The organism is Sphingomonas sp. KRR8 (assembly GCF_023559245.1).
Classification (GTDB): Bacteria; Pseudomonadota; Alphaproteobacteria; order Sphingomonadales; family Sphingomonadaceae; genus Sphingomicrobium.
The window spans coordinates 159713-182521 of sequence record NZ_CP097462.1 but is presented as its reverse complement, the minus strand read 5'-3'; the positions used below and the strand labels follow the sequence as shown (position 1 = coordinate 182521).

The following is a 22809-nucleotide window of genomic DNA, read 5'->3' as shown; positions in this document are numbered from 1 at the left end:
TCTCAGATGCCTTGCGGCGTGACAGGAACCAGACCCTTCTTGCCACCTGACTTACGCACTTGCGCCACGGCCTCCTTGAGCCCGGCTAGGTTCATGCCCCCCGAGTAAAGTCGATCACCGATGATGAAGCCGGGCGTACCTTCAAGACCGAGCTGCATCGCCTGATTGTCGTTGCGATCAAGGAGAGCCTCGATCTCAGGTTGGCGTCGTTTGAGGTCGGCCTCGAGCTTGGTCCAGTCCACGCCAGCTTTGGCCGCAGCGGCCCTGATCGACTCCTCCGTCAGCGGCCGCGGCGTTTTCATGAGAGCATCTTGGTAGGCTAGAAATTTCCCTTGCCATTGGCTGGCGATGGCCAAGCGAGCCGCCCGCTGAGATTGAGGGCCGAATATCGGCCAGTCGCGGAAGATTATCCGGACCTTTTTGTCGGTCGCAGCGAGCTTGACCAACGCATCGTGCGCTGTGCGACAGTAGGGGCATTGATAGTCGGCGTATTCAACGATCGTGACGTCGTAATTGGCCGGCTTCACCTGCGGAGCTACCGCGTCGTCGAGGAAAGCGCGTTTCGTCGCCTCGATATCTGCTTCGGCTGTCGGAGGCACGGCTGACTTGCTTGGCACGGCTGCCACGAAGCCTTCACCGGAGAGAGCCATTCCCGACATTGAACCTGCAAGGATCAGGGCGGCGCCCGCAAGAAGGGTCTTCATGATCTAGCTCCCGTCGAAGGTCGGCCTAATCGGCCGTTGGTGCTCGCGAAACGAGACCGTTGAGCTTAAGTCAGCCTTAAGCCGAGCCTTGCAGCGGCGAGACCAACATGAGCGAAGCCGAATGAAAGTCTTGGTCGTCGAGGATGACGAAGTGCTCCGCGAAGCCTTGGAGACGGGCCTGATGCTCGCCGGCTTCACGGTTGACCCCGTCGCAACGATTGCTGACGCACGGACGGCCGTCCTCGACTGGAATTACGATGCCGTCGTCCTCGATCTGACGCTCCCGGATGGCTCCGGGCTGGATCTTCTCTCCGACTGGCGAAAATCGGATCTCGCCGTCCCCGTGCTGCTGTTGACCGCGCGGAACGCGACCCGGGACCGCATCAACGGCCTTGATGGTGGGGCCGACGACTATCTCGGCAAACCTTTCGACCTCGACGAGCTTGCCGCTCGCCTGCGTGCTCTCTCTCGGCGACAGCAGGGACGAGTGTCGGCAATGCTCGAATGGCGCGACCTACAACTCGATCCCGCGACACGGGAGTTGATGAAGGCAGGCTCTCCCGTCTCCTTGTCCCGCCGAGAATTCACCATTTTGGAAACGCTCATGGAGCAGCAGGGACGAGTGCTGTCCCGAGCCCAGCTCGAGGAAAGACTCTACGGCTGGCAAGACGAGATTGAGAGCAACGCGATCGAGGTTCACATCCACAATCTGCGCGGCAAGCTTGGGCGTGAAACGATCGAGACGGTGCGCGGCGAGGGTTATCGGGTTCCTCGCAGATGAGATCCATGCGCTGGCGCCTCTTCGTTCTTCTCCTGGCGGGAACCGTGCTCGTCTGGTCGGCGGCGGCGGCGTGGATCAACATCAGCACGCGCAACGACGTGCAGAGGGTATTGGATAACCGTCTCATAGAGGCGGCAGGGATGGTGGCTTCGCTCGCTCGGAACAGTGCGTCCAATCTTCAAGCCGTTCCTGGCGGCGGCAAAGATGCAGCGCCGGTGCATGTCAGTCGTCAGCTCTCGTGCCAGATATGGACCCTCGACGGCCGCCTTGTCGGACGGTCGGGAAGTGCTCCTATGATCCCCCTGTCGATGACCAAAGACGGCTTTTCGGAGAAGGTAATCAAGGGCGAGCAATGGCGTGTCTATTCGCTCGTTGAACCGCAGGCAGGATTGCGGATCCTTGTAGGGGACAATCTCAAGGTCCGGCGAAATCTGATTGCCGACGTCCTCAAGGGCTTGCTGGTACCCGCCGTTGTGGGGATTTTGGCCCTGGCAGTCCTCTTGTGGTCCGCAATCGGTCAGGGTTTGTCGCCAATGCGCCGCGTGACAGACGAGTTGTCTAAGCGTGCGCCGGACGAAAGCAGGCCGCTTGAGGTCGAAGAGCCAGTTCGCGAACTCGCCCCGCTCGTGGGCGCGATCAACGGCCTGTTCGAACGGCTTGACGAACTGCGAGCAAGCGAGCGCCACTTCATCGCCAGCGCCGCTCACGAATTGCAGACGCCCTTGGCCGGGTTGAAGGCTCACGCGCAGATTGCCCTTGCTACGGACGACCCAACGCTGCGAGAACGATCGCTCCGCAGCATCGAGACCTCGGTCGACCGCACCTCGCGACTGGTCGAGCAGCTGCTCGATCTGGCGCGGGAAGAAGCGCGAACAAGTGAGATTGCGCCAGGCTGGATACCGCTTTCGAGCGTCTTCCAGTCGATTGCCGAAGAGGCACAGACCTTCCTGGAACGTCGCCAGGTGCAGCTAAGGCTGGATGCGGCCGCTGCGAACGCGGACATTCGCGCTGATGAAGCCGCGCTGACCCTCGCGCTACGTAATCTCATCCGCAACGCCGTCGAGCATTCCCCTCAAGGCTCGGACGTGAGGGTCAGCGTGACCCGGAACGAAGGCATGTTCGCTATTCAGGTCTTTGACGAGGGGGCCGGCATTCCGCCTGCCGAGCTTTCCCGAATTCGGGAGCGATTCGTCCGAGGCAGTGGCGCGAAGGGTTCGGGAAGTGGCTTGGGACTGTCCATTGTCGAGCTGGTCGCTGCAGGCTTCGGCGCGACGTTGAAGCTCGCCAATCGCACGAGTGGGGGGCTGGAAGCTTCCTTGCAGTTTCAACCCGACGCGGTCCGAGAGCAGGCCTAAGATTGCCTTAAGGCAGCCCTTACATCTGGCCCTGCTCTTACGGAGCTTGGCCTCACATGATTTCTACAGCCCTCTCTACGATCGCCGTGGCGCCTCTTATGCTGGGAGCGGGCTCCGCTCATGCTCAAGTCGCACCGACGATGTCGCAGATCGTGGCCGAAGCGCAGGCTTTCCATCGCTACCCGCGCAACCGTCCCTTCTGGACCCCCGCCGCAATCGGTACCCTTCTGACGCTGCTCGACAGCAGCGACCTCGATGGGCTTTCACCGCAGGCTTACCATGTCGCCGAGCTACGTCGGCTATCGCAAATTACCTTGGCGGACCCTCGTCAGGATCGCCGAGCGATGGACGTTGCGCTGTCCGTCGCGTTTGTTCGCTTCGCCGCCGATCTCGCCCGGGGTGCTGATACGGGAGTGACGTACGTCGACCCTGCAGCGCGCCCACGCCCCGTTCGTCCGACGATCTTGCTGCTTCGCGCAAGCGAGAGTGGGTCGGTGCAGCGTTACATCGAGACGCTGGCGTGGATGAACCCCATCTACGGGCAACTGCGCAAGGACTTGGCTCAGACAGTAGATCCTGCCCGCGCTCGCTTGCTGAAACTGAACCTCCGGCGCGCCCGCGTCCTGCCACGTGGACCGGCACGATACGTCCTGGTCAACATTCCGTCGGCCAGGCTCGAGGTTCGCGAAGGTGACCATGTGCTCACGAGTATGAAGGTGATCGTCGGCCTGACGCACACACAAACGCCGGTAATGGCCGGAATGATGCGCTACGCGATACGTAATCCCTCGTGGCACATCCCGACCGACATCACCCGCGAGAAGGTGGCACCCCGTGTGCTCAAGGAAGGCGCCGCCTACCTTCGCAACAAGAATTACGAGGTGCTTTCCGACTTCGCCGCCGATGCCAAGGTGCTCGATCCCGCTGCCATCGACTGGACGGCCGTCGTGCAGGGTAAACGAGAAGCCTATGTGCGCCAGAAGCCTGGCCCGACGAGCGGTTTGGGCAAGATCGTCTTCAAGTTCCCCAACGAGATGGGCATCTATCTTCACGACACGCCAGGTCGAGCCCTGTTCCAGCGGGACGACCGATTGGCCAGCGCCGGCTGCGTGCGTCTCGAGGATGCCGACGGTCTCGCCCGCCTCGTGCTCGGTCGTCCTTTGGATCCGAATGTGACCGAAACAGACAAGTACATGCCGCTGCCTCAACCCGTCCCGGTCTACCTTACCTATCTCACCGCCTTTCCGATAAGCGGGCAAATCGTCGCGCAGAAAGACATCTACGGTAAGGATGAGCTGGCGACACCTCGCATAGGAGCACTCGCGTCTTGATCATGCGCTCCCTCATCGTTCTGCTCACCGCCGCGCTTCCGCTGAAAGCCGAAGCGGCAGGCAGCAAACCCACTCCGGCCGTGCCCGACTTTGGAGCGATCACTCCGTTGCCGCAGGCAGCAATGCAGCCCGATCCGGCATTGATCTATCGAGTTGCCTTCAATGTCTCCAACGCAGCGAAGTCGCCGGACGATCTCAACCCCGGGCTTCTGAGGGCCGCGCGGTTTATGAACCTGATGCGTTCTGCCGGCGTGGCAAGGTCTCGCACGAAAATCATGGTGATCGTGTCGGGTACGGCGACCCCACTCGTTCTCAGGGAAGCCGCCTTTCGCCAAAAATCTGGCGTCGCGAACCCCAATCAGAAATTGATTGAGGAACTCGTTGCTGCCGGGGCCGAAATCCATGTTTGCGGGCAAGCGTTGGCGGCGCTGAAGCTACATCACGAAGACGTTTTGCCGATGGTTGCGGTCGACCTTTCGGCAATGGTGACGGTGACAACGCTACAATTGAAGGGATGGGCGGTCGTAGCCGACTGATCCCAATGAGCGCGTCACTCCTTCTCCCTGTGTCGTCGCTCGACTAATTTGCCTGAGGCTTGATGGCTCGTTCTCTAACTCGGCGTGAGGCCATCTCACTTTCCGGTCTGACGGTGGTCGGCGGTGCCGCAAGCGTGGCCTTGCAGCGATCGGCCCCGCTCGCGCGAGACGTGAGAGCCAGCGCAGCCGCCCGAACCATTTTGGAGGACGATAACTGGCCAGTGTACGGCCCCGATAACGCCGACCTGACGGTGGTCTGCTTTACAGATTACCAATGCCCCGCTTGCCGCTTTGCTGAGCCGAAGCTCGCTGAGGCAATCGAGAACGACGGCAAAACCCGGATCATTTACCGTGACTGGCCGATCTTCGGATCGCGCTCGATCGAAGCCGCCCGGGCGGCTCTCGCCGCGACGTACCAAGGACGATATCTGCCAATTCATCAGGCGTTGATGAAGTCGACAGCGGCGCTCACCTCCGAGGAGGTGATAGAAATAGCCCAAACTGCCGGCCTGAATGCGACAAACCTGAGGAAGGACTTGGTCACCCACGGTCCAGAGATTTCTCGCCGGATCGAGCAAACAAATCTCGACGCATCGTGGCTGCACTTACCTGGCACGCCTGGCTATCTGATCGGCGGTCTTTTGCTCGTCGGCGCTCACGCGACTGCAGAGTTCTCGCAGGTTTTCGCGAGCGCGAGGCATCTCTGAGCCTTTCTCTTGGTTCATGCGAGCCGGTGACGAATTCAAATCCGCTAGCAGAGGCGCAGTCCGCAAAGCCGCGCCGCTGTTTTCGGATTTGAACGAACGTCCGTTAATCGGAGCCGCAACCTGCAGTCGGAATGGCAGCAATGGGCGCATTGCTGTCGCGACCTTCTTTGTGAACGGATGTCCGCTTTCACCTGTCCGCCGCCCGAGAGCAGCCAGTCCGCTTCCCACCATTACCAGCCGCTTAGCTCGCAGTAGCATCGATGTCTGCGATGGGTGGAAAGCAGCCGCTATCCGCGCCATGGTCGTTTGGTCACTTAGCAGGCAAGATGGTGAATAAATGCGTTTTGTAGGGCGGGCTACAGTTGTGACAGCGGCGCTGGCTTCAGCCGGTGCTGCAACAAGCCCCGCCACTGTAGAGCAGATGGTTTGCTCGCCAGCCTCGATGTTCCTCGGCACGGTTTTATCAGCAAAAGCTGTGGAGTGCCGCAGGAAGGCAGGAGACGAGTGCGAGCCGACATATGTCGCCAAGCTAAAGATCAAAGTCGTGCGAGTCTTACAAGGAAGCAGCGACGGGTTGGCCGCCGAACAGATCATGGACGCGAATACGCATGTCTGCAGCGCAGCTCCTATACTCGTGGGCAAGGCCTGGTATGAAGTTTGCGGCCTTGGCGATCGGGACGTCACAATCCGGCGCGACAACGAGCCTGTCAGCGATGCGGACGTAGCAAAGGTCTTCGATGGCCGGAGCTTCTGGTTCTCTCGTTGGCAAAACGGAGACGTAATAACCTACATTCGACCGGGAGACGCGTTGGCCATGTGGAAGAACGTCTGTCCGACAAGTCGATACCGTATTCACTAAAGCGGCGCTTGGTGGATGACGTCGATGACGCATGATGAACAGCCTACCGTATCTTCACGGCTCGCATGCGCTGTGGTCGTGTTCGGCCTTGTATTTGCGATATCGGGAGTCTTACTCGTCAGTGCCTGTCATGCGGAGCCGTCAGAGACTGTTGCGCGCGGTCGAATTGGGCGGCTCATCGTCGCAGTGCCATCCGACCTGCTGCTCGGCGGCATGATGTACGAAGGCGAAGACATTTGGGATCCTTCGTCACGGGTCGAGCATCGTCCCGAAGGTCAGATCGCTTCATTCGATGTCGCGCTGGACCGCACGACTTGGCGGCTTGTGCATATGAAGCCGGAGTCGCGGTTTAAGGTACGCCGCGACCGGGACCGCTACATCACTGTCGAGGTCGATCGCCACCGCGTGCCAATCAACGATCGGGGCATCGAAGCTCGTCATCGTGATTTCGTCGTGGGCGTTATGCATCGGGACCTTCGGGACGAGCGCGTCGACGGCAATGGCCTGCGCGTCGTCGCGGTTCCGTCACCTACCGACCGCAACGAGATACAGGGCTTCAGCGCGAATTATTTCAGTGCGAAGCCGGCGGTGAACATCACCTGCAACAGGAGCGTGCAGGTCGTTGCGCCATTCGCCGACATTTCGACTTGCCTCGAGGATTTCGCGTTGGCGGGCGTCCCGAGCGGAGTTCGCGCCTATATCAACAAGACTGATCTGCCCAATTGGCGGAAGATCCATGACTCACTTGAACAGCAGCTCGGGCCTATGTTTGCGCGTCAGTGACGCCCCTTTCGGTAAAGAGCTAGGCCCCAGTGTCGGCCGCCGGGTGGGGATACTAACGACGGCGATGGGTCGAAGTAGACTATCGCGGAATGCTGAACCAACGGCTGCTTCCGCCCTGGTCTCGCTCGAAAGCAGCCGCTCCGGATTCCACCAGAAACGGGCGCTCGAGGCGCCGACCTGAGTGGCGGCAGCTGGCCGGAAAGAGACCTCGCGCGAGGTCCCGCCAGTGCTGCGGCTCACGAGCAGCAGCGCTGGCGGGCACAGCTTAGCAGCACCCGCTTTCTTCGCGGCGGCACGTCTTGAGCCCTCGTCTGAGCTGCTTGTCCAGAACGGCAAGATCGAAGTTCCCGGCCATTCGATTGTGAGAATTGCGCTCACACCGGTCGCGGGCCGCTATCCGCTGCGCTGCTCGCACACCTTGCACGGAGCATCTGGCATAAAAGGCGAAATCACAGTTCGCTGACAGGTATCGAGCATTATCTGCGTTCTGCGGAGGGTTCTCGACAGCCGACTGACGGCTTCGCCCTTAGCGAAGGGCGAGACTTGGCCCAAAAATCAGACAGTCCGGTCTTGAATTCGTGGCATCCTCCGTGCTGCTCCGTCAGCCGCGCGCTCGGTGATTTATCCGAATTCGAGATGGAATTGCGCCTTCTGTCGACTAGCGGTCCTGAGCCGCACGGGCGTCGAGAACCATGTCGTTCTGCTCAAGTCCGGAGCTGTCGAGCATTCGCCACGCGAAGAAGGCCGCCGCGCCAATCAGGAGGCCGACAACTAGGAAAAACACCAACTCCAGCAATGACCGGTTACGCTTCATGCGGGGGCTCTCCGATTTGTTGGCGAAGTCTCTTGATGGCTCGCTCCGTCAAGCTCACCGTGTCGCCAGCAAGCGTGATCTCGCCGCTATGGCGCATGTTGGAAAGCAACGCGGCCAATCGCGAGTCTTGCTGCACCCTCCCTTGCATCTGGGGATATGCGGCCAGAGCCTTGGAGAGGGTCGTTCGGCTACACGAACCGCCCTGCGCAGCGAGAGTCCGCCTCACACAATCATATTGCGAACCGAGAGGACTGAAGTAGAGCTGGCCTACGCGTCCATGCCTGATGGTTTGCTTTTTCGAGTGGCCTGACATCTTGGGGTGCCTACGGATGGAGCCGCCCAACGCAGCTGGCCTTAGAAACCTCAGTCTGAATGGTGCTGTGCTCGATCTGGTATCGCGCCTGCAGCATCTCCTGGACAGCTGAGCGCGTGCCGTCTGGATCAGCTCCCTCCTGAAGAACGACGTGCACCGTGCAGCTCACCTCGTCGTTGCTCATCGACCAAATGTGGAGATCGTGAAGCTCAGACACGCCGGGCGTAGCCGCAATCGACGAACGCACTTCCGCGAGCTTCAGGCCGGCCGGCACACCTTCGAGAAGGACGTTCACCGTGTCACGCAGCAAAACCCACGTGCGCGGAAGAACCCACAGCCCGATTCCCACCGCGACAACTGGGTCGACCCACGTCCAACCTGTGAAGCGGATGGTGAGCGCACCAGCGATCACCCCGACAGAGCCGATCATATCAGCCCATACCTCGAGATAGGCACCCTTCACGTTCAGGCTGGCATCCTTGCCTGCCATTAGCAGTCGCATTGAGATGAGATTCACGATGAGGCCAATCGCGGCAACGATCAGCATCCCCCAAGATTGAACTTCCTGAGGGGCGGTGAAGCGTTTGATCGCCTCCACGAAGACGTAGATGGCCACCCCGAAAAGGAGCACCGCGTTCAAGGAGGCTGCCAAGATCTCGAACCGGCGATACCCGAAGGTTCGCTTTTCATCGGGTGCCTTTTTGCCGAGGCGGATTGCCAAGAGCGCGATCACGAGCGCCATGACGTCGGTCATCATGTGCGCGGCGTCCGATAGCAGCGCCAGGCTGTTGAAGACGAAGCCGCCCACCACCTCTGCGACGAGGTATATCGTCGTCAGTCCGAGCGCCCAGCTCAGCATCTTCGCATTGGCGCCAGCGGCATGATTATGTCCGCCTGCGCCGTGATCGTGACTGTGAGCGTCTGTGGCGTGGCTATGGACGCTGCTCACTTGCCGCTGCCCTTCTTAGCGAGCCAAGCGCGCATGTCAGCAATCTCGCGCTTTTGGGCTGCGATGACCTCTCGTGCCAAGCGCCGCACGGCTGGATCGCGGCCGTATCTCAGCTCAATTTCCGCCATCGCGATCGCGCCTTCGTGATGGGGGATCATCGCTCGCATGAAATCAGCGTCGGCATCGCCGGTGAAGCGGACGTCCATCGCTTCATGCATTCGCGTATTCGCAGCGCGGTAGGCGGTTGTTGCTGCCGTATCCGTCTCAGCGGCTGGACGATTGTGCTGCCCGTGTTGCGACGGTTGAGCCGCCACCTCGTTGCTGCTCAGCACAGCCGCAAAAACGCCGATATAAGTCAAAATTCGACGTGGAATTAGCATCTATCTTTCCTTGAAGGTGGGGGCGAAAATCGCGTCGGGAACCGGTGAAGCATCGACTTAACTTCGCAGCTCACCCGGCCAGTTCTTCGATTGCGAGAAGGGCGAGGAAGCCGACGAAAAAGAAGGCGCTGATCAAAGGGCTGTCTGGCTTTCCGTGCGCCTCCACCAACAGCTCCTCAGTGACGAGGTAGAGCAGCGCCATCAGGCCGAAGCTTAGGAAGCCCGCGATCACGACGGGCGACAGGGTGGCGACCGGCAATGCGATCAAGGTCCCCACTGGCATGAGCAGGGCCAGACCAATGACGATCAGCATCACAAGCACGCGAGACCTAATTGTCTCTCCGAGCTCAGTCGTCAGCGTGACGCCGAGGAAGAGCACCTCAAGCGTAAGCGCGACCGTCAGCAGCACACCCGCCTTTGCGCCGGCGACGAAGGCCAGTCCCAGCACCAGCCCATCGATCAAGATGTCGATGCCGATCGCGCCAAGAAGGGCTGCAGGTCCCTTAAACCGCGATTCGAAGCTCTTGAGCGTAAGCATGACGGCCACGCCGGCAGCTCCTCCTAGGAGCGTCGCGGTGGGGCTGCCCTCATGCTTTACTTGTGGCAGGATTTCGGTTGCCGCCGCAGCGAACACGACGCCAGCGGCAAGATGCTGCATTGCGCTGGTAAAGCTTGGGCCCGGCTTGCGCAGGATTGAGACGATGGCGCCCAGCACCACGGCTAATGCTGGAATGATGGTGTAGGTCAGCGCGAGCATAGGATCGCTTCCGAGGTTGGACTGCAAGTAAAGGTCGGCTCGGTGGTTTGGTTCGAGCCGGTGCTCGGCCCATCCACCGTCAGCGTGCGACAGGGGGATCGCACACCACATCGCGGGGGAAGGCGATGCCGGGCCGTCCGGGGAGCAGTGAAGATCATCGGGACTGTCGATGGCAAATGCGGATATGACCGCCCGCAACCTGGAAGGCCGTGGTGCTGCCGACGATCGTGGCGCGCGTTCGCTTGCCAACGAACGTGCCTCCCGCGTTCAAGGCATTAAGCTGCTCGGTCGGTCCTCGGGGCAACCAAGTGACAGCCATTCGAAGGCCTTGATCAAGCAAGTCCACTTCGACTGAGGTACCGTCGTCGCAGCGCAACAGGGCTTGCCCGAAGGGGGCAGGCGTGGCCGCATTGGTGGGAGTTGATTTGGACAGGTCCGGTTGACCCTTGCATGCGGCAAGTCCGCTCAGGCCGACAAGCGTCGCCAGCGCTAACCCACGGCGATGCGGCCACTTACGCGGCCGCCCCTTGGGCACTACGGTCAGAACGACGCGCTGGAGGTTCACAATTTCCTCCAGCAATTCTGCCCACAGCGATGGTCGGCACTCGCCGTACGAAGCTCGAAGCTAAGCCTTGGAGGCATCACGCAGCCTCCGTCGGCAGAAAGATCAATTCGATTGCCTCGACTGTGATGAGGCCGATGCCGTGGAAACCGGCAAGGCTCGCCACGAACGACCTAAGCTTTGCCTCCTCATCAATGATCTCAATGACAACCGATCGCTCGTTCTCGAGGATGTGTCGTCGTCGAACATGCGCGGACCTGCCGAAGCCAAGCCGCGCATCGAGCACCGTTGCACCGGCAAGCCCGGCGTCGCGGGCACGTTCGGCGATGACCTCGAAGAGCCTTCGGTCACCGCTGAAGGCGCTCTCGTCGGTGTAGATGCGAAGCAGCTTATGGACGGTCATGCGAACGCCTCCTCAGTCTCGCTTGGTGCGGGATGCTCCGAGATGCTGCGCTCGGACTTGCCGAGCACCACCCGGGCGATGGCCGGCAGCACCAGCAGGGTCAGTATCGTCGCCGCGATCAGGCCGCCGATGACGGTGGTCGCAAGCGGCTTCTGGACCTCGGCACCCGTGCCATGGGCAAGCGCCATCGGTACGAAGCCGATTGCCGGCACAAACCCGGTCATGACCACAGCGCGCATCTTCTCGCGCATCCCTTCTCGGATTGCTTCTTCGAGAGGCGCTCCGTTCTCGCTTCGCTCCCGAATCGCCGACATGACGACCAGACCATTGAGCACCGCGACACCGGCAAGACAGATGAAGCCCACTGCGGCCGAGACCGAAAAGGCAATGCCTGTCAATGCAAGCGTGAAAACGCCACCGGCCAGCCCGAGCGGCACCGCGAGAAACACAGCTCCGGCACGTCCAAAGCTGCCGAGCGCGAGGTAGAGAAGGCCGAAGATCGCCGCGAAGCAGAGTGGCACGACGATCGACAGGCGTTTTGAAGCCGCCTGCAGGTTCTCAAACTGACCACCCCACTCGAGATAGTAGCCCGCCGGCAACTTGACCTTGGCGACCTTCGCCTGCGCTTCCTGGACAAACGAACCGGCGTCGCGGCCGGCAAGGTTGACCTGGACAACGACGCGCCGCTTGCCGTTCTCGCGGCTGATCTGGTTAAGTCCCTCGGTCAGCCGGATCTGTGCGACTTGCGCTAATGGCACTTGGCTGCGCGGGCGACCTTCCATTGCTGGAAGAAGCACTGGGAGTGCACGGATACTGTCAAGATTGGCACGCGTCGCATCTGGGACGCGTACGGTCACATCAAACCGGCGATCGCCTTCATAGACCAGTCCCGACTCGCGCCCTCCCAGCCCCGCCGCCACCGTATCGGCGACATCCCGCACGGTGAGGCCGAGCCGGGCGATTGCCACCCGGTCGAGCCTGACGTCGAGTGTCGGCGCACCGCCCACTTGGTCGGCTTTCACGCTGGCCGCCCCTGGAATGCCTTGAAGGACCCGAACCATCTCATTCGCGGCCTGCGACATCTTGTCGAGATCGTCGCCGTAGAGCTTGATCGCGACGTCGCCGCGAACACCAGCGATCAATTCGTTGAAGCGAAGCTGGATCGGTTGGCTAACCTCATACAGGTTGCCGAGCTGCCCACCCGCCGCCTTTTCGATTCTGGCTATCGCATCGGCTTTTGTCTCTACGTCCTTCGGCCACTCCTCCTGAGGCTTGAGGATGACAAAGCCGTCAGAGACGTTGGGCGGCATCGGATCGGTCGCGACCTCGGCCGTACCGGTCTTCGAGAACATGGTCTCGACCTCGGGCAGCTTCTTCACGGCCGCCTCGACCTGCCGCTGCATAGCGAGCGATTGTTCGAGGCTGACCGACGGCACGCGTGTTGAGGCGACCGCCAGGTTCTTCTCATCGAGTTGAGGAATGAATTCCGAGCCGAGCAGCCCGAAGGCGGGAAAGGCCAATAGGAAGAAGGCGAGCCCGGCAAGGATGAATGGCCATGGCCGTGCGATCGCCTTGTCGAGCAGCGGGACGTAGCGATCCTTGGCTTTGCGGATCAGCCACACGTCTTTTTCGGCAATCTTACCCCGGATCAGGATTGCTACCATCGCCGGCACCAAGGTGATCGCGAGGACGAACGCCGCCACCAGCGCGAGCATGATGGTGATCGCCATCGGTGAGAAGGTCTTGCCTTCGACCCCGGTGAAGGTGAGCAACGGAGCAAAGGCGAGCAGGATGATGGCCTGACCAAAGACGGTCGGCTTGATCATCTCCTGCGCCGCTCGCATCGTCTCCTCAAGACGTTCGCGAAGATTGAGCAGGCGGCCTTCATGCTCTTGCCGTTGCGCAAGCCGCGCCAGGCAATTCTCGATGATGATCACTGCGCCGTCGACGATCAGGCCGAAGTCGAGCGCGCCGAGGCTCATCAGGTTTCCGGGCACCCCAAACGCGTTCATGCCCATCGCCATCATCAGGAATGAGAAGGGGATGACGAGAACGGCGATCAGGGCTGCCCGCCAGTTTCCGAGCAACAGAAACAGGGAAGCCGCGACGAGGATTGCGCCTTCGGTGAGATTGCGTTCGACGGTGCCGACCGTGGCACCGACCAGCTTGGCGCGATCAAGCACAACCTTAACCTGAATGCCTGGCGGCAGCGTCTTGGCGATCTGATCGAGCTTCTTGGAGGCATCCTCCGCGACAATGCGGCTGTTCTGACCGATCAGCATCAACACCGTGCCAATCACGGCTTCCTGGCCGTTCATGCTGCCGGCACCGGTCCGCAGATCGCCACCGACTTTCACATTGGCGACTTGGCCGATCGTGATCGGCACCCCGCCGCGCGTGGCAGCGACGGCGTTCTGGATTTCGTCAACGGTGCGGACGCGAGAGTCGACGCGGACGAGATACGCCTCGCCGCCCTTGTTATAGTAGTTGGCGCCAACCGCCAGATTGGCGTTTTCGAGGGCCTGCCCGAGTTCACTGTAAGAGATACCGAAACTGGCGAGCTTTACCGGATCAGGTTCGACAACGAACGTCTTGGCATAGCCGCCGATTGAATCGACGCCGGCGATGCCGCTTACCGAACGAAGCTGCGGACTGATGATCCAGTCTTGAACTGTCCGCAGATAGCTGGCCTTGGCCGTCGCATCGATCAGCCGCTCACCTTCTGGCGTGAGATAGCTGCCGTCCGGCTGCCAGCCGGGCTGGCCCGCAACCTTCTTGGCGCCGCGACCGTCGGGATTGGCATAACCTACGGTGTACATCACGATCTCGCCGAGACCCGTCGTGACCGGCCCGATCTGTGGCTGCACGCCGTCCGGGAGGTTCTCTGTCGCCTGCCGAAGCCGTTCGCCGACCTGCTGTCGGGCGAAATAAAGGTCGGTGCTGTCGGTGAAGATCGCCGTGACTTGGCTGAAGCCGTTGCGCGAGATGGAGCGCGTCGTTTCGAGACCGGGGATGCCGGCCAGCGATATCTCGACGGGATAGGTGACGAGCTTCTCGATCTCCACCGGTGATAGGCGAGGATCCACGGTGTTGATCTGGACCTGTTTGTTCGTGATGTCGGGAACAGCGTCGATCGGCAGCTTGGTTAGCTGCCACAGGCCCAGCCCGGCGACGACGAGAAACAGGGCGACTACCGCCCAGCGTGCGCGCACGCTGAGCGCCATGAGGTTGGCGATCATCGGCTCACTCCTCCTCACCGGCGCCCTTGGCGAGCTCGGCCTTGAGCAGGAATGCATTTGTGGTCGCGATCACGCTTCCCGGCTCGAGACCTTTCAAGATTTCGATACGGCCGCTGCTGCGCTGCCCGAGCGTCACTGTTTGAGCCCTGAATCCCTGTCCTGTGCGGACAAAGACCACGTCTCGGCCCTCCAGCGATTGGACGGCATCCTCGGGCACGACGATGGCGTTCGAGACTGAAGCGCCGCTGGGAAGCAACCGCACTCGCACGGCCAGCCCCGGCTGCAGCGTTCCCGGCACATCTAGAACTGCAGTCGCCGAGCGGGTTTCTGCCGCGAGCGCCGGCGTTACAGCGCGGACTCGCCCCTCGATCGCCCGTCCGTCGGGCAGCTCGATGATCGCTCGATCGCCGCGAGCAAGGCGTTGCGCATCGGTTGGCCCGACGGCCGCCTCGATCTGAACCTTGGACGGATCAGAGACGCGCATCAACTCGGTTTCCGGCTGGACGAAAGCGCCCAGCGTGATGTTCTCGGATGTGACCCGCCCGGAAATTGGACTGGAAACGACTACGCCGCGCCCGTTCGCCGTTACCCGCGCAGCGATTGCGGCTACGCTCGCACGCCGAGCCTCTGCAGCGGCGGCGGCGGCCTCAGCTTGGGCCTGCTCCAGCTCGACCCGTGCCGATACTTTCTGTCGATAAAGGTAGGATTCACGCGCCAGTGCTTTCTGCGCCAGCACGGCCTTGGCTGCTGCCGCGCTGCGATCGGCGGCGATCTGCGCGGCATCTCGGCTCTCGACGATCGCCAAGGTCTCCCCGGCGCGGACTGGATCTCCCAATCGCTTGAACAACCGTGTGACTGCGCCCCCCGCGCGGGCGGTGACAATCGCCTCCCCTTGCGGCGAGGCATTCACGATTGCCTGCGCAATGATCTCGGACCCAAGGCCGCCCGCACGGACGGTCTCCGTCGCGATGCCCACCTGACTGATGGCCTGCTGCGTCATCGTTAGGCTGTCGGGCGTCTTATTTTCCGCTGCTGCCGGCGCGGAACCGTTGCCGCTCGCCATTTCGGTTGCGGGGGGGGTGTCGGTACTGAACTTTGCGAGTGCGAAGCCGCCAAGGGCGGCTAAGAGCGCGATCCCGGTCGCGCCGCCAAGCAGGCGCCGCTTCTGACTGGCATCCTGATCGATCATCGATTGTCTCCAGGAATATGGGGGGCCGGCGTCGTGAGCCGGTCGAGGCGCGCCTGCGCGTCGTGATAGGCGGCAAGCGCGTCGATGTAGGTTTGGCGTGTTTGCGAAAGGGTGCGCTCGGCATCGAGCAGCGCGATCTGATCGAATTTACCCGCCGAGTAGCCGACCCGCGCGATCCGCGCCGCTTCCTGCGCTGCAGAAAGGGCTGGACCGCCGGCGGCACGTGCAGTGGCCCCGGCGTTGGCGACCTCGGCCTGAGCATTGGCAATGGCCTGTCGCGCTTCCACTACTGCAAGGCTCCGCAGCGCGATGGCCTGCGTCTGCTCAGCCCGTGACTGCGCAATCAAGGCTCCACCGTTGTTAAACAGTGGAATTGGAATTGCGACGCCAAACACGGCAGCGGTGTCATTGGTGGCCGAAAGCCGCCTCGCTCCGGCGCTGACCGTCACGTCCGGAACTCGCAACGACCGTGCCACCCGAACCTGAGCGCCCGCTGTCCAAATGTCAGCCAGCGCTGCTGCAAGCGTCAGCGTCTCGTCCACCGAGAATGAGCGCAACGGCCCCACGTCATCAATACGGTCGAACCAAGCACGGTCGAGCGGCCCATCTACAGGCTGCCCAAGGATCGTAGACAAGCTCAGGCGAGCGGCCTGCTCTTGTCGGGCGGCATTGTCAGCTGCGATCTGCGCGTTGACCCGTAGCACTTCGGCCCGTTGCTGCTCGATTGGACCAACGTCGCCGACTTTGACCCGCTCGCTGGCGATGCGGAGCGCATTGCCCGCGATGGCAGCTTGCTCTCGCAGCACCTCCGAGCGACGTTCGGCAGCGGCTGCCGCCACGTAGAGTTGCGTGATACGGAGGCGTAGATCGGCTCGCGCAATCTCCGCCTGAATTCGTGCGCGCGTCAGACGGGCATCCGCCAAGGCGACCCGCGCCGACCGCTTGCCGCCAAGTTCAAGAGGAAGCGCGACGCCAACCGTCGTTTCTGAGCTGCGCAGACCGCGATAGGCACCGGTTCCAGCGACATTCTCGACCTGCGCCTGCACTTCAGGGTTTGGGCGAAGGCCGGCCACGCTCCGCGCGGCCGTCGCCGCCGCAACACCGGCGTTAGCGGCTCCGACCGATGGTAACTCGGTTGCTCCATCTGCCACCTCGGAGCCAAGGGCGGTGCCCGTCGCCACGCCGTCGGGCGATGAGGCTGGCGCGACGTTGCCAACCTGGAGTGCTCGGCTCAGCGAGAAGAGTGATGATGGTATCTGGGCGTCGATTGCCGGTACGCCCGGCAATGACGACACCTGTGCCCCTGCCATCGAGGCGAGGGACGCCGCAGCCGACACGGCCGCGATCGTGCGTAACATGAGATGAGGACTCCTGACGGATCATGATTTCCCCGCGCGGCAAGCCGGCGGGGTCAGCGGATCGTCAGGCTTGCGGAGGCCTCAAAGCTGGATCTGCCGCTGATCCCGGCAGAATTGATGCGACGTGATACGCCAGCGATTTAGGCAGCTTCGGCATCCACGATGATGCCGGAAGTTTGACCGGTTCGGCTAAGTGGTCGCTATGGCAACCGCCGTGGTGATGTGGGTAGCTCTTGTCACTGTCCGCTGGCACCTGGTCGGAATCACCCGGCGCATGACCCGCTGAAACCTGCTCACCAATGGGCGCTTGAGCAGAGATGCTGATGTCAGGAAGCTCTAGCGCATGCGCCATCGGAGCCGCTCCCAATGAGACGACGAGCGCGACGAAAGCAAAGATGTTCAGCAAGAGCCTCACTGGGAGGCTCCTAGCAGCGACCGGAGTGCCCTGCTAGTCGTTCATTCTGTACGGCTGTCATCTACGGTAGATGGGACATTATCACCATCCCACCGAGGAACGGAAATACCTTTCCATCTGATCGAGGATGATCGAGCCATCAGAGAGGACCGCCTCCAACGGCGATCGACCCCCTAGAAGGCTATCTCCGCGCCAAGGCCGACGCCACCATTCACCGTAATGTGGCTGACGGTAGTAAGCCAATCTGAGCGATGCATGAAACCGCGCTAGGCGCCGGACCAACACGAGATCATCATCGGTAGGCGATCGATAATGATGGCGCCACTGCCACATCCACTTCGAGGGAAGGCCGGCGACCTTCTCGAAAGTTTCATCGTCCATCGCCCAAGCGGCGGCGAGCAGGTCAAAGAGTTGTGCATCGTTCTCGATCGCGACCCGGCGCGCGAGGTTAGCGCTGGCTTCTTTGAGCCCCTTCAATTGACCAGATGGGCCAATGAGACGGTATCGCGTGTTCATGGTGGTGATCACGCCGTTAGTGCGGCGCGAACCTTTCAATACCGCTGAGGTGACAATTGCATAGCCGTCGGGCCAGCGCTTCTTGCTGTCCCGAAACACCCGCCCTATCGCCACAGTCGCATCATCGACCTTCATGAACGACCATTCGTGCAGCTCAGCATCGTGGCTTGAGGACGGCCGTGGAACGTCACCGCGTTCATCCCCGGCCCCATCGATCTTGCGGACCATCAATTCGCGAACCTTTGCTCGACGTGAAAATCGAGCCCTTCAGCGAAAGTCGATTCAGGATCGTGCTGAGCAACAGTTAGAACATGAGCCATCGCGCCTGACACGAGCGCAGCCGCGAGAGGCTCGCTCCAATCGAAACCACGCTGGATGCGCGCCTCGCCCTCAAGGACAGCTCCATATCGCATGCGCAGTCGACGCCGCACCTCTTCCTCAGCGTGAGCGATCATTCCGCTATAAATCTGGACGCAACCAGACCGGGTTTCGGCTGCGATTACTGCAGTGAAAAGAGCAAGCGGCGAATGATTCGCTCTCGGTCCGCCGGTCGATGCTTCTGCAACGTAGTTGAGGCGCTTTCTGGCCCCCTGGCTAAGAAAATCTGACGCCGGCAATCCTTCCAGGGCAGATGGATGCACGTCGGACCCAAGCGAGAGGCCGTGAAAGACAATGGCGCGGCGAAAGCCCTCCTCATGCCGACACGTCGCCACCGCACTGCGACCGTCAAACAGCGACTTAGCGCCGAAGAGCCAATCCAGCGGATCACCCTCAAGGCGGTCACGAACAAAACGCGCCCCTGTCTCTACGGCCACGCTAAGAACGCGAATGTCAGCCAATCCCAAACGGGTTGGATTGTCAGGCGTCGGAAAGCGCGGCCGCAAGCGTCCCATGGAATGCGCGCTGGTTGTACGTCGCTCAAATCTCGTCATCGTCCTGCCTTCGCGAGCCAGCAGCGGCCCTGAGACGCATTGATAATCGCCAAGCTCTTAAGTTTCGGTGTATCCCGAAACGACGATATTATTTCGTGTCGCTCTAGCGCATTGGCCTCGGCCCGCCTAGAAGAACGTCAGCCCGGTTCGATGTTGGGGAACATCTTGGGCGATGAGGACGATGGAAGAAAAGGATGCCGTTGCGGCATTGGGCGCGCTTGGCTTCGACACGAGGCTGGCAGTCGTTCGCCTGCTTTCCGCAGCAGGTAAGGAAGGTCTTGCGGCCGGCGAAATCGCTCGCAAACTTCAGGTGCAGCAAAATACATTGAGCGACCACCTCGGTTTGCTTGCCCGGTCTGGGCTTCTCAGCACGGAGCGTTGCGGCCGATCAATCATCTATCGTCTGGATACAGGTTCACTCCAGGCGCTCCTCGATTTTCTAAGGATAGAGTGCCTGGACGTTCGATCCGCGAATTAGACGATACAGGTTCACGCCGAGCCGAGCAGGTATACACCAAGTAAGTTCAAGTTTCGCCTCCGAACACTTCGGAGGTATGAAAATGACGCAAGATGGTCGCTTGACTTCTCTCGCGCCCAAACACTGGTCGCGGGCGCTCGACGTGGCGGCGGTGCTTGCCCACTATCGCTCCCTTCCATCGCCGACCGTCGCGGACGTCGACGAGGCAGCTTCCAAGCTCAACATCAAGCGGCGGGCGTTTTATTCGATGCTTCAGCGGTCGAACAATCCATCGCCTAAAGTCGTAAGAGCGCCGCGAAATCATCCTGACGGCACGGACTTTAGCAAACGAACTCTCGTCAAAAAGCGGCGAGAAAAGAATGCCCGAGTTCTGAGCGACCTGCCCGATGACGAACGGTTTGCGATCGATCACACCGGACTGGAACTGGCAATCAAGACTCCGATGGGAAAGGCTCCGGCCTACCTTTCCGTGGTGATCGACCGCGCCAATGGAGCAATCCTTGGTCATAGCCTTGGCCTTGAGCCGCCCTCACCGGCGTCGACCCTCGAGGCCTTACTCGACTGGGCGAAACAAACCTCATCTTCGCCATTTGCGAACGTGCCCGCGATCACCATGCACAGCGAGACGAAACGCCACTGGGGTCCGCTACGCAAGTCGTTGCGTGCTGCCGGCGTGAAGACGAGCGGCCGTCACATGCAACAGCTCTCGAAGGGCAACTTCCTTTTCGAACGCATGGCACAGATCGGTCGTGTCCCTATGCGTCCCCGCCTCAATCATGAGCGCCTTACCACCCTTATCGCGGAAGTGCCCCCCGTGCGACTTGAGGACGCGCGCAAGACTGTGGCCCACTCGATCGCGCTCTGGAACGCGGACCGCGAGGTCCTGTACCCGTTCCGATTGCCGGCAGCATTCAGTTGCGACCTCGGATCACGTCAAAGTTAGCGCTTGGTGGCGTGCAAAAGCGCGTGCCACTCGGCTGAATGCCGAAGCATTGTTTCCAGGCTACCAAACACCCAACCCAAGCCGTGATTGTTTGAATCTTGACGATGCAGGGGGCTCGCGGAGGCCAGTTTCTCGTTCCATGCTGTAGCAAGAGCCGCAATCGCTGCCTGCGCCTCATTTGCTTCAAGCCTCGGGAATTTGGCGGCCGCCTCCGAAGCCGGAACGAGGGCGTGCTCGGTGCGACGGGGCAGAAAATCTAGCCAACCAAGTTTTCGACCAAGAACAGCAGTCAGGCGACGGCCGTGCCGGCGTTCGCCCTTTGTCGTTGTTAGGGCCGTGATGTCACTGAGCGCTGCATTCCGGCTCCACTGTCTCGCCTCGTCTGCAAGCTCGTCAGGCACGATCCACTCAATGGTCTCGGGCCAAATAACGTTTTCGAAGCGATCCCAAGGCAGCGTGCTGCGGCGCGTCTCCCAATCCAGAAGAAGCCGCGCCAGGCCGGAATCTGTTTTTCCGCACTGACCCACGCCGACGGCAAGAATCAACCGTGTGCCGACATCGGCCACCACGTTGATCAGGCCAAGCCTCTCCTCCTCTCCGGTCAGCACAAATGCTGCCGCCGTTTGATCGATCAGGATCTCGCGTCCGAGCAAGGCATCACCAGCCAAAGGCGCGATATTCTTCGCCTGCAGCGCGGCAAGCCGCAGCCGAATGGTGCGATCACTTGGCGGCTTGATCTGATGCAAATCGCATTCTGATCTGACCGCTTCAATCACCCGTGTTGCCGAACTGCTGGGATCACCGCGCAATACGTTGCCGATGGTTTGCTCGACCAAGTCACCCAAACCTGGTTCCAAAGCCGATGGACGACGATAACCTGTCTTTGAAGGCGACAAAGCCTTGATCGGCCCGTCCAAGCGTAAGCGTGCGACCAGATTATAGAAGTTTCGCCGCTTCATACCCAGGCGAGCCGCCTCCGCGTCTGCGCTCGCGGTGCCCGGCTCCTTGTCGAACCGCGCGATCGCTTCGAGCCGAGCAATGATCGCCTCCCTCACAGAGGGGGGAAGCGCGAGGATGTCTCGAAGCTCGCCGGCAGGGCTCCGCTCGCTCCCCTCGGGAAGATAGTGCGACAGGAGCGGAAGGAGGCGCTCATTCAGTTCGTCGTCTGCCATGCATCTACCTTAGCGTGTCTTCCCGGTTTCATCAACGTAGAATCTATCTGTTGCACAAGCTCCCAAGCTTTATTATGTGCACTGTATTGGTTTTACGATTGAGGTTATCGCGCTTATGCCGTTGTTCGTTCTTCGCATGTTCGTCAAAGCGCTTCGGCTGCAAGATGCGTCCAATTACCTAGTCCGGGACGTGCCCGAGTGGTCACGGCGCGGTGCCGAACGGCGCGGGCGCTGGATCGGCCACCATGGCTCGGCTCGTTCGTGAGCAAGACCCGTCGCAAGACGGACGGCGGCACTTTCGCTGCTGATGGCCAAAATGATCGAGCGAAGGTGATCTCGATTCCGGTCTCGCAGGAAATCGTCAGAGATTTGCCGCTGCCGCTGCAAATGCGTGATCCGTCAATTCTCCCGTCCCGCGCTAACCTCATCGCCGCCAGCGCGCTCGAAGGAAAGGCTGACCCAAACTTCGTCCTTACCGCCGAGATGAAGGTCAGCTCCGACGGTGGATCGCTGCGATTGATGAGTGGCGCGTCCGGGCACGAAACCGGGTGGTTCCCGAGCTGGAAACGCAAGCGCCTTCAGCACTGGGAAGGAATGACCCAGCTCTACACTCTGCTCAAAGCCGAGTGCGACCACGACGTTCTATGGGCGCAGTCAGAAGCTCGCCGCTTTTGCTTCATGCTGGACGGCCGCTGGCGCGAATACACTTGCGACGTGGAAATCATGATGGCCGACGGGACCCGTCGGATCATCGAGAACAAGGCCGACGAACGTTCATTGCGCGACCCCGATTATCGCCTGACCCTCGCAGGCGTTCACGAAATTTGTCGCCGGGTTGGCTTCCAGTTCGAGGTCGTCATGGCGGACGAAGTGTTCGTTGATCGCCATCATCGCGATAACATCGAACTCTTTGCCGGGAGGGCGTTCACCACCGTCACGCCAAAGCACTTGCGGACAATCGATGCCTTCGCCGCCAAGGAGGGTGATGTCACGACCTATGGCGCAATGGCAGCGCTGCTCGAGCCTGATTTCCCGCCGCTTGGTAAAGCCGTCATGCAGGCGCTCTGTGTGCGCCGAAAGCTTGAGATCGATCTTACCGGTCACTTGAGCGACCGGACTCTCGTGAAGATCCATTGAGCATGGTCTCTTGCCTCATGGCTGCGGAGGCCCTCAAATCTCCGGTTCCGCTCGAGACCCCTTTGACGTGTCAATTGACCGTCAACGCTTGCCTCATTGGCATGCCGATCAGACCGGCGATCATCGACTCAAGCTAGTCTCGGCCGCGCTCGTAACTACAGCGAAGCACACCACCCACCCGCGACCACCTCACACC

Annotated in this window: 24 protein-coding genes; 11 read left to right on the top strand and 13 right to left on the bottom strand. The window is 61.0% G+C overall.

The genetic code is table 11. The features are described 5' to 3' along the window. Nucleotides 1-2: 2 nt before the first annotated feature. A complete protein-coding gene (locus M8312_RS00885) occupies nucleotides 3-704 on the bottom strand; it encodes a DsbA family protein (RefSeq protein ID WP_250118521.1) in 702 nt (233 codons plus the stop codon). Between the two features lie 121 nt (nucleotides 705-825). Here M8312_RS00885 and M8312_RS00880 point away from each other — a divergent pair, with 121 nt between their 5' ends. From M8312_RS00880 to M8312_RS00850, 7 genes are all read left to right on the top strand, one after another. Next, nucleotides 826-1485: a winged helix-turn-helix domain-containing protein gene (locus M8312_RS00880; RefSeq protein WP_250118520.1), complete on the top strand. Its 660-nt coding sequence runs from the start codon at nucleotides 826-828 to the stop codon at nucleotides 1483-1485. Nucleotides 1486-1490: 5 nt separating this feature from the next. After that, nucleotides 1491-2840, top strand: a complete 1350-nt coding sequence (locus M8312_RS00875; RefSeq protein ID WP_250118519.1) for an ATP-binding protein — start codon at nucleotides 1491-1493, stop codon at nucleotides 2838-2840. Between the two features lie 140 nt (nucleotides 2841-2980). Further along, complete coding sequence (locus M8312_RS00870) at nucleotides 2981-4171, top strand: L,D-transpeptidase family protein (RefSeq protein ID WP_250118518.1); 1191 nt, start codon at nucleotides 2981-2983, stop codon at nucleotides 4169-4171. A 2-nt stretch (nucleotides 4172-4173) separates the two neighbouring features. Beyond that, entirely contained in the window at nucleotides 4174-4707 is a 534-nt protein-coding gene (locus M8312_RS00865) for a DsrE family protein (RefSeq protein WP_250118517.1), read from the top strand. 62 nt (nucleotides 4708-4769) lie between these two features. After that, nucleotides 4770-5414 carry a DsbA family protein gene (locus M8312_RS00860; RefSeq protein WP_250118516.1) on the top strand — a complete coding sequence of 215 codons (645 nt, stop codon included), beginning with the start codon at nucleotides 4770-4772 and terminating at the stop codon, nucleotides 5412-5414. Between the two features lie 442 nt (nucleotides 5415-5856). Further along, the gene (locus tag M8312_RS00855; RefSeq protein WP_250118515.1) at nucleotides 5857-6273 is read left to right on the top strand and encodes a hypothetical protein; all 417 of its coding nucleotides are present in this window, start codon (nucleotides 5857-5859) and stop codon (nucleotides 6271-6273) included. Nucleotides 6274-6459: 186 nt separating this feature from the next. Further along, a complete protein-coding gene (locus M8312_RS00850; protein WP_250118514.1) occupies nucleotides 6460-7056 on the top strand; it encodes a hypothetical protein in 597 nt (198 codons plus the stop codon). A gap of 658 nt (nucleotides 7057-7714) precedes the next feature. Here the strand turns inward: M8312_RS00850 and M8312_RS00845 are convergent. The 11 genes from M8312_RS00845 to M8312_RS00795 all read right to left on the bottom strand — a co-directional run bounded on the left by M8312_RS00845 (nucleotide 7715) and on the right by M8312_RS00795 (nucleotide 18883). Next, nucleotides 7715-7870: a hypothetical protein gene (locus tag M8312_RS00845; protein ID WP_250118513.1), complete on the bottom strand. Its 156-nt coding sequence runs from the start codon at nucleotides 7868-7870 to the stop codon at nucleotides 7715-7717. A 323-nt stretch (nucleotides 7871-8193) separates the two neighbouring features. Next, the gene (locus M8312_RS00840) at nucleotides 8194-9042 is read right to left on the bottom strand and encodes a cation diffusion facilitator family transporter (protein WP_250118512.1); all 849 of its coding nucleotides are present in this window, start codon (nucleotides 9040-9042) and stop codon (nucleotides 8194-8196) included. Nucleotides 9043-9128: 86 nt separating this feature from the next. Next, nucleotides 9129-9512: a CopM family metallochaperone gene (gene copM, locus M8312_RS00835; protein WP_250118511.1), complete on the bottom strand. Its 384-nt coding sequence runs from the start codon at nucleotides 9510-9512 to the stop codon at nucleotides 9129-9131. 70 nt (nucleotides 9513-9582) lie between these two features. Then, nucleotides 9583-10269 (bottom strand): ZIP family metal transporter, encoded by a 687-nt coding sequence (locus M8312_RS00830; protein ID WP_250119803.1) that lies wholly within the window; start codon nucleotides 10267-10269, stop codon nucleotides 9583-9585. A 641-nt stretch (nucleotides 10270-10910) separates the two neighbouring features. Continuing rightward, on the bottom strand, nucleotides 10911-11234 hold the full coding sequence (locus tag M8312_RS00825; protein WP_250118510.1) for a DUF190 domain-containing protein: 324 nt from the start codon (nucleotides 11232-11234) through the stop codon (nucleotides 10911-10913). After that, nucleotides 11231-14473 (bottom strand): efflux RND transporter permease subunit, encoded by a 3243-nt coding sequence (locus M8312_RS00820; RefSeq protein ID WP_250118509.1) that lies wholly within the window; start codon nucleotides 14471-14473, stop codon nucleotides 11231-11233. The genes M8312_RS00825 and M8312_RS00820 overlap by 4 nt, the downstream gene beginning before the upstream one ends. Nucleotides 14474-14477: 4 nt before the next feature. Then, a complete protein-coding gene (locus M8312_RS00815) occupies nucleotides 14478-15662 on the bottom strand; it encodes an efflux RND transporter periplasmic adaptor subunit (protein WP_250118508.1) in 1185 nt (394 codons plus the stop codon). Then, nucleotides 15659-17020, bottom strand: coding sequence for a TolC family protein (locus M8312_RS00810; protein WP_250118507.1), 1362 nt, complete (start codon nucleotides 17018-17020; stop codon nucleotides 15659-15661). Before M8312_RS00810 ends, M8312_RS00815 begins: the two co-directional genes overlap by 4 nt. Nucleotides 17021-17084: 64 nt before the next feature. Next, nucleotides 17085-17435, bottom strand: a complete 351-nt coding sequence (locus M8312_RS00805; RefSeq protein ID WP_250118506.1) for a hypothetical protein — start codon at nucleotides 17433-17435, stop codon at nucleotides 17085-17087. Between the two features lie 81 nt (nucleotides 17436-17516). Further along, a complete protein-coding gene (locus M8312_RS00800; protein ID WP_250118505.1) occupies nucleotides 17517-18179 on the bottom strand; it encodes a hypothetical protein in 663 nt (220 codons plus the stop codon). Further along, the gene (locus tag M8312_RS00795) at nucleotides 18179-18883 is read right to left on the bottom strand and encodes a hypothetical protein (protein WP_250118504.1); all 705 of its coding nucleotides are present in this window, start codon (nucleotides 18881-18883) and stop codon (nucleotides 18179-18181) included. Before M8312_RS00795 ends, M8312_RS00800 begins: the two co-directional genes overlap by 1 nt. A gap of 181 nt (nucleotides 18884-19064) precedes the next feature. Here M8312_RS00795 and M8312_RS00790 point away from each other — a divergent pair, with 181 nt between their 5' ends. Then, nucleotides 19065-19361 (top strand): ArsR/SmtB family transcription factor, encoded by a 297-nt coding sequence (locus tag M8312_RS00790; protein ID WP_250118503.1) that lies wholly within the window; start codon nucleotides 19065-19067, stop codon nucleotides 19359-19361. A gap of 82 nt (nucleotides 19362-19443) precedes the next feature. After that, the gene (locus M8312_RS00785) at nucleotides 19444-20304 is read left to right on the top strand and encodes a hypothetical protein (RefSeq protein WP_250118502.1); all 861 of its coding nucleotides are present in this window, start codon (nucleotides 19444-19446) and stop codon (nucleotides 20302-20304) included. Here M8312_RS00785 and M8312_RS00780 read toward each other — a convergent pair. Further along, a complete protein-coding gene (locus tag M8312_RS00780) occupies nucleotides 20301-21476 on the bottom strand; it encodes a hypothetical protein (RefSeq protein WP_250118501.1) in 1176 nt (391 codons plus the stop codon). The genes M8312_RS00785 and M8312_RS00780 overlap by 4 nt on opposite strands. Nucleotides 21477-21612: 136 nt before the next feature. On the opposite strand from M8312_RS00780, the gene M8312_RS14400 reads away from it, so the two are divergent. Both M8312_RS14400 and M8312_RS00775 read left to right on the top strand, forming a co-directional pair. Next, the gene (locus M8312_RS14400; protein ID WP_284070187.1) at nucleotides 21613-21741 is read left to right on the top strand and encodes a hypothetical protein; all 129 of its coding nucleotides are present in this window, start codon (nucleotides 21613-21615) and stop codon (nucleotides 21739-21741) included. Then, the gene (locus tag M8312_RS00775) at nucleotides 21738-22613 is read left to right on the top strand and encodes a hypothetical protein (RefSeq protein WP_250118500.1); all 876 of its coding nucleotides are present in this window, start codon (nucleotides 21738-21740) and stop codon (nucleotides 22611-22613) included. Before M8312_RS14400 ends, M8312_RS00775 begins: the two co-directional genes overlap by 4 nt. Nucleotides 22614-22809: the final 196 nt, after the last annotated feature.

What these genes read in the sequence shown, in the direction of transcription:
- M8312_RS00815 (WP_250118508.1), bottom strand. Translation starts at nt 15,662, where the DNA reads ATGATCGATCAGGATGCCAGTCAGAAGCGGCGCCTGCTTGGCGGCGCG.
- M8312_RS00830 (WP_250119803.1), bottom strand. Translation starts at nt 10,269, where the DNA reads ATGCTCGCGCTGACCTACACCATCATTCCAGCATTAGCCGTGGTGCTG.
- M8312_RS00840 (WP_250118512.1), bottom strand. Translation starts at nt 9,042, where the DNA reads ATGCTGAGCTGGGCGCTCGGACTGACGACGATATACCTCGTCGCAGAG.
- M8312_RS00785 (WP_250118502.1), top strand. Translation starts at nt 19,444, where the DNA reads ATGACGCAAGATGGTCGCTTGACTTCTCTCGCGCCCAAACACTGGTCG.
- M8312_RS00885 (WP_250118521.1), bottom strand. Translation starts at nt 704, where the DNA reads ATGAAGACCCTTCTTGCGGGCGCCGCCCTGATCCTTGCAGGTTCAATG.
- M8312_RS00880 (WP_250118520.1), top strand. Translation starts at nt 826, where the DNA reads ATGAAAGTCTTGGTCGTCGAGGATGACGAAGTGCTCCGCGAAGCCTTG.
- M8312_RS00855 (WP_250118515.1), top strand. Translation starts at nt 5,857, where the DNA reads ATGTTCCTCGGCACGGTTTTATCAGCAAAAGCTGTGGAGTGCCGCAGG.
- M8312_RS00790 (WP_250118503.1), top strand. Translation starts at nt 19,065, where the DNA reads ATGGAAGAAAAGGATGCCGTTGCGGCATTGGGCGCGCTTGGCTTCGAC.
- M8312_RS00800 (WP_250118505.1), bottom strand. Translation starts at nt 18,179, where the DNA reads ATGGTCCGCAAGATCGATGGGGCCGGGGATGAACGCGGTGACGTTCCA.
- copM (WP_250118511.1), bottom strand. Translation starts at nt 9,512, where the DNA reads ATGCTAATTCCACGTCGAATTTTGACTTATATCGGCGTTTTTGCGGCT.
- M8312_RS00870 (WP_250118518.1), top strand. Translation starts at nt 2,981, where the DNA reads ATGTCGCAGATCGTGGCCGAAGCGCAGGCTTTCCATCGCTACCCGCGC.
- M8312_RS00860 (WP_250118516.1), top strand. Translation starts at nt 4,770, where the DNA reads ATGGCTCGTTCTCTAACTCGGCGTGAGGCCATCTCACTTTCCGGTCTG.
- M8312_RS00820 (WP_250118509.1), bottom strand. Translation starts at nt 14,473, where the DNA reads ATGATCGCCAACCTCATGGCGCTCAGCGTGCGCGCACGCTGGGCGGTA.
- M8312_RS00845 (WP_250118513.1), bottom strand. Translation starts at nt 7,870, where the DNA reads ATGAAGCGTAACCGGTCATTGCTGGAGTTGGTGTTTTTCCTAGTTGTC.
- M8312_RS00875 (WP_250118519.1), top strand. Translation starts at nt 1,491, where the DNA reads ATGCGCTGGCGCCTCTTCGTTCTTCTCCTGGCGGGAACCGTGCTCGTC.
- M8312_RS14400 (WP_284070187.1), top strand. Translation starts at nt 21,613, where the DNA reads ATGTTCGTCAAAGCGCTTCGGCTGCAAGATGCGTCCAATTACCTAGTC.
- M8312_RS00865 (WP_250118517.1), top strand. Translation starts at nt 4,174, where the DNA reads ATGCGCTCCCTCATCGTTCTGCTCACCGCCGCGCTTCCGCTGAAAGCC.
- M8312_RS00810 (WP_250118507.1), bottom strand. Translation starts at nt 17,020, where the DNA reads ATGTTACGCACGATCGCGGCCGTGTCGGCTGCGGCGTCCCTCGCCTCG.
- M8312_RS00825 (WP_250118510.1), bottom strand. Translation starts at nt 11,234, where the DNA reads ATGACCGTCCATAAGCTGCTTCGCATCTACACCGACGAGAGCGCCTTC.
- M8312_RS00795 (WP_250118504.1), bottom strand. Translation starts at nt 18,883, where the DNA reads ATGACGAGATTTGAGCGACGTACAACCAGCGCGCATTCCATGGGACGC.
- M8312_RS00780 (WP_250118501.1), bottom strand. Translation starts at nt 21,476, where the DNA reads ATGGCAGACGACGAACTGAATGAGCGCCTCCTTCCGCTCCTGTCGCAC.